This window comes from Actinophytocola sp. (assembly GCF_035712165.1).
In the GTDB taxonomy this organism is placed as follows: domain Bacteria; phylum Actinomycetota; class Actinomycetes; order Mycobacteriales; family Pseudonocardiaceae; genus DASYTH01.
The window spans coordinates 1-4,689 of the sequence record NZ_DASTBH010000064.1; the positions used below are offsets into that span (position 1 = coordinate 1).

The 4,689-nt window shown below is 72.6% G+C and carries 4 protein-coding genes; all 4 read left to right on the forward strand.

Going from position 1 to position 4,689, the window contains the following annotated elements; translation table 11 throughout:
* The first annotated feature begins 153 nt into the window (after nucleotides 1-153).
* Nucleotides 154-363 (forward strand): MbtH family protein, encoded by a 210-nt coding sequence (locus tag VFO68_RS02915; RefSeq protein WP_325156559.1) that lies wholly within the window; start codon nucleotides 154-156, stop codon nucleotides 361-363.
* A gap of 11 nt (nucleotides 364-374) precedes the next feature.
* Nucleotides 375-2,684: a Tex family protein gene (locus tag VFO68_RS02920; RefSeq protein ID WP_325156560.1), complete on the forward strand. Its 2,310-nt coding sequence runs from the start codon at nucleotides 375-377 to the stop codon at nucleotides 2,682-2,684.
* Entirely contained in the window at nucleotides 2,684-4,261 is a 1,578-nt protein-coding gene (locus VFO68_RS02925; RefSeq protein WP_325156561.1) for an amidohydrolase, read from the forward strand. The genes VFO68_RS02920 and VFO68_RS02925 overlap by 1 nt, the downstream gene beginning before the upstream one ends.
* Nucleotides 4,258-4,689 (forward strand): hypothetical protein (locus tag VFO68_RS02930; protein WP_325156562.1); only part of this gene is annotated, 432 nt, incomplete at its 3' end. The genes VFO68_RS02925 and VFO68_RS02930, both read left to right, overlap by 4 nt.

The following is a 4,689-nucleotide window of genomic DNA, read 5'->3' on the forward strand; positions in this document are numbered from 1 at the left end:
GAGCTGCTACCAGCCGCCCGGCCCCGGCCCGGTGCACTGCTACCTCACCTTCGCCACCGACCGGCACGACCGGGCCGCCGCCCAGCGGCTGCTCGACGACCTGCTGGCCGTGCTGCGCGCGGCCGTCGCCAACCCCGACCGGAGGATCCGTTCATGAGCACCAACCCGTTCGACGACCCGGACGGCAGCTTCCTCGTCCTGGTCAACGACGAGGACCAGCATTCGCTGTGGCCCGCCTTCGCCGAGGTGCCCGCCGGCTGGACCCGGGTGTTCGGCGAGGAGACCCGGGACGCCTGCCTGGCCTACGTCGAGGAGCACTGGACAGATCTGCGCCCGAGAAGCCTGCGCGCCGCCGGCTCGTAGAGAATGCTCGGGTGCAGTCGATTCATGAGCGCATCGCCGGCGAGCTCGGCGTGCGCGACCGGCAGGTCCAGTCGGCGGTGGAGCTTCTCGACGGCGGCGCCACCGTTCCGTTCATCGCGCGCTACCGCAAGGAGGTCACCGGCAGCCTCGACGACGCCCAGCTGCGCACGCTCGAGGAACGCCTGCGTTACCTGCGTGAGCTGGAGGAGCGCCGGACCGCGATCCTCGAGTCGATCCGCGAGCAGGGCAAGCTCACCGACGAGCTGACCGAGCGGATCATGGCGGCCGACGCCAAGGCCCGGCTCGAGGACATCTACCTGCCGTACAAACCCAAGCGCCGCACCAAGGCGCAGATCGCCCGGGAGGCCGGCCTGCAGCCGCTGGCCGAGGCGCTGCTCGCCGACCCGACCCGCGACCCGCGCACCGAGGCCGCCGCGTTCGTCGACACCGACAAGGGCGTGGCCGACGCCGCCGCCGCGCTGGACGGCGCCCGGGCGATCCTGGTCGAGCGGTTCACCGAGGACGCCGACCTGATCGGCGACCTGCGCGAGCGGATGTGGACCGGCGGCCGGCTGGCGGCGAAGGTGCGGGACGGCAAACAGGAGGCCGGCGCCAAGTTCGCCGACTACTTCGACTGGTCCGAGCCCTACACCAAGCTCCCGTCGCACCGCATCCTGGCGATGTTCCGCGGTGAGAAGGAGGAGGTCCTCGAGCTCACGATGCGGCCGGACGACGGCGAGGACGACGTCGCGGCCGGGCCGAGCGACTACGAGCGGACCATCGCCGGCCACTTCGGCATCGCCGACCGGGGCCGGGCGGCCGACCGCTGGCTGCTCGACACCGTGCGGCTGGCCTGGCGCGGCCGCATCCTGATCAAGCTCGACATCGACCTGCGGATGCGGTTGCGGCAGGCGGCCGAGGAGGAGGCGGTCCGGGTGTTCGCCGCCAACCTGCGCGACCTGCTGCTCGCCGCGCCGGCCGGCACCCGCCCGACCATGGGCCTCGACCCGGGCTTCCGCACCGGGGTCAAGGTGGCGGTGGTGGACGCCACCGGCAAGGTGGTGGCCACCGAGACGATCTACCCGCACCAGCCGCAGCAGCGCTGGGACGAGGCGCTTGCGGTGCTCGCCGCGCTGGCCGAGCGGCATCGGGTCGAGCTGATCGCGATCGGCAACGGCACCGCGTCCCGGGAGACCGACAAGCTCGCCGCTGACCTGATCAAGCTGAACCCGAAGCTCACCAAGATCGTCGTGTCGGAGGCGGGCGCCTCGGTGTACTCGGCCTCGGCCTACGCCTCCCACGAACTGCCCGGGCTGGACGTGTCGCTGCGCGGCGCGGTGTCCATCGCCCGCCGGTTGCAGGACCCGCTCGCGGAGTTGGTCAAGATCGACCCGAAGTCCATCGGAGTCGGGCAGTACCAACACGATCTGCCGGAGTCCACGCTGTCCCGCTCGCTCGACGCGGTGGTCGAGGACTGCGTGAACGCGGTGGGCGTGGACGTCAACACCGCCTCGGTGCCGCTGCTGACCAGGGTGTCCGGCATCGGGGAGGGCCTGGCCACGCAGATCGTCCTGCACCGGGACGGCAACGGCCCGTTCCGCAACCGCCGGTCGCTCAAGGACGTGCCCCGGTTGGGCCCCAAGGCGTTCGAGCAGTGCGCGGGCTTCCTGCGCATCCCGGGCGGCGAGGACCCGCTGGACTCCTCGGCCGTGCACCCGGAGGCGTACCCGGTGGTGCGCCGCATTCTCCAGACCACCGGCGGCGACCTGGGCAAGCTGATCGGCAACACCGCGGTGCTCCGCAAGGTCGACGCGAAGTCCTTTGTGGACGAGACGTTCGGTCTGCCGACCGTGACGGACATCCTGGCCGAGTTGGAGAAGCCGGGCCGGGACCCGCGGCCGGCGTTCAAGACCGCGACCTTCGCCGAGGGGGTGGAGAAGATCGCCGACCTGCGGCCCGGCATGGTGCTGGAGGGCGTGGTCACCAACGTGGCGGCGTTCGGCGCGTTCGTGGACGTCGGGGTGCACCAGGACGGGCTGGTGCACGTCTCGGCCATGTCGCGGACGTTCGTCAAGGACCCGCGGGAGGTGGTCAAGCCGGGTGACGTGGTCCGGGTGAAGGTGCTGGAGGTGGACGTGGCGCGCAAGCGGATCGGGCTCACCCTGCGGCTGGACGACGAGCCGGGCGCCCGCGAGGCGAAGCCCGGCCCGCGCGCGGACCGGGCGCGGCAGCCCCGCCAGGACCGGCAGCCGCGCCAGGACCGCCAGCCCGCCGGCGGGTCGATGGCGGATGCCTTGCGGCGGGCGGGGTTCAAGGGCTGATGCTGGACCTGCGGCTGGTCAACGCCAATGTGATCACCATGGATCCGGCGTATCCGGCCGCGCGGGAGATCGGCGTGTGGCGCGGGCGGATCGTCGGACTGGACGAGGCCGTCTCGGCGTTGCCCGCCAAGGAGGTCGTGGACCTGCGGGGCGCGACCGTGCTGCCCGGGTTCATCGACGCGCACGTGCATCTGATCTGGGCCGGGCTCGAGCAGACCGGGACCACGATCGCCGGGCGCACCGGGATCGACGACGTGCTCGCGGTCGTCGCATCCCGGGTGGCGGCCAGCCCGCCCGGCGCCTGGGTGGAGATCCACGGCTACGACCAGCGGGTGCTCGGCCGGGACCTCGGCGCCGCCGATCTGGACCCGGTGAGCCAGGGCCGGCAGGTGTTGCTGGTGCACGTGTCCGGTCACGCCGGCGTGGTCAACACCGCCGTGCTGGACCGGCTCGGCGACGGTGTCCCACACGAGCACGGCCTGCTCGGGGACGCCGGCATGACGGCGGTGCGCGGCGTCCGCGATCCGTACCCGGTCACGGAGATCGCCGACGCGATCGAGGCGGCCGGCCGCACCTGCCTGTCCGAGGGCGTGGTCGCCGCCGCCGAAGCCGGGATCGGCGTGCACGGCGGGCTGATCAGCTACAGCGGGGCCGAGGCGGCCGCGTTCCAACTGCTCGCCGAGCAGCACCGGCTGCCGATCCGGGTCCGCCTGATGGTGGCTGCCGAGGCGCTGCATCCGTTGGCCACCAACGCATCCGACGGAGTCGCCCGCGGTCTCGACCTCGGCCTGCGCTCCGGGTTCGGCGGCGACCGGCTGGTCATCGGCGCGATCAAGATGTTCACCGACGGCGGCATGGGCCCACGCACCGCCGCGCTCACCGCTCCCTACACCGGGTACGACCACAGCGGCGACTTCTTCACCGACCCCGACGTGATCCGCGGCTACGTGCTCGACGGCCACCGCGCCGGCTGGCAGCTCGCGATCCACGCGATCGGGGACCGCGCCGTCGACCTGACCCTCGACGCCCTGGAACACGCGCAGGCGGCGCATCCGCGTCCGGAGGCCCGGCACCGCATCGAACATGCCGGGCTGGTCCGCCCGGACCAGCTCGCCCGCTTCGCCGCGGTCGGCGCCACGGCCGTCGTGCAACCCAGCTTCCTGTGGTACTACGGCGACGACTACGCCTCGATCATGGGCGAGGAACGCACGCCGTGGCTCTACCGCGGCCGGTCCTTTCTGGACCACGGCATCCGGCTGGTCGGCAGCTCCGACCGCCCGGTCACCCCGGGCGCCCCGCTGCGCGCCATGCAGTTCATGCTCACCCGGACGTCATCGTCCGGCCAATCCCTCGGCCCGGCCGAGGCCATCACCATCGACGACGCCCTGCGCGCCTACACCGTCGAGGCGGCGCACGCCTGCCACTGGGAGAACGATCTCGGCACCGTCACCGCCGGCAAACACGCCGACCTGACCGTCCTGGCCGCCGACCCCCGCCGGGTGCCCCCCAGCGACCTCGCCGACCTCGAGATCCGCGCCACCCTCACCGCCGGCACCCTCGCCCACGGCACGCTGTGACCTGGCAACCCGAACGGATCCCGCCGTTGTTGCCCAACGAGTTCCCGGCCCTGCTCGCCGCCGACGGCCGCACCAGGTACCGCTACTTCGCCACGAAGTTGATCGACAACGGGTGGGCGTGCACCTGGGGCGACGACAGCGGTGCCGCGCTGTGGGAGTCCGACGGGCACGACACCCTTCCGCTCTGGCCGCACCCCGACTACGCGGCGGCCGGCCACGACACCGGGAGCCAGGTGTTCTACCGCCTCGACCACCTGCCTCGAGGTCGAGCCCTGACCGGACCTCACCCGGACACGATCAGGCCGGCTTCGGCGGCGATCAGGGCGGCGATCGCGACGGTCTGGTCGGGGCTGATCATGGCTCCACGTAGGGAAAGCAGGCCGCGGGCGCTGGTGAACCGGGAGGTGCGCAGGTCGCACCGGGTGGCG

Coding starts and splice junctions, on each gene's coding strand:
- VFO68_RS02915 (WP_325156559.1), top strand. CDS start 154: ATGAGCACCAACCCGTTCGACGACCCGGACGGCAGCTTCCTCGTCCTG.
- VFO68_RS02925 (WP_325156561.1), top strand. CDS start 2,684: ATGCTGGACCTGCGGCTGGTCAACGCCAATGTGATCACCATGGATCCG.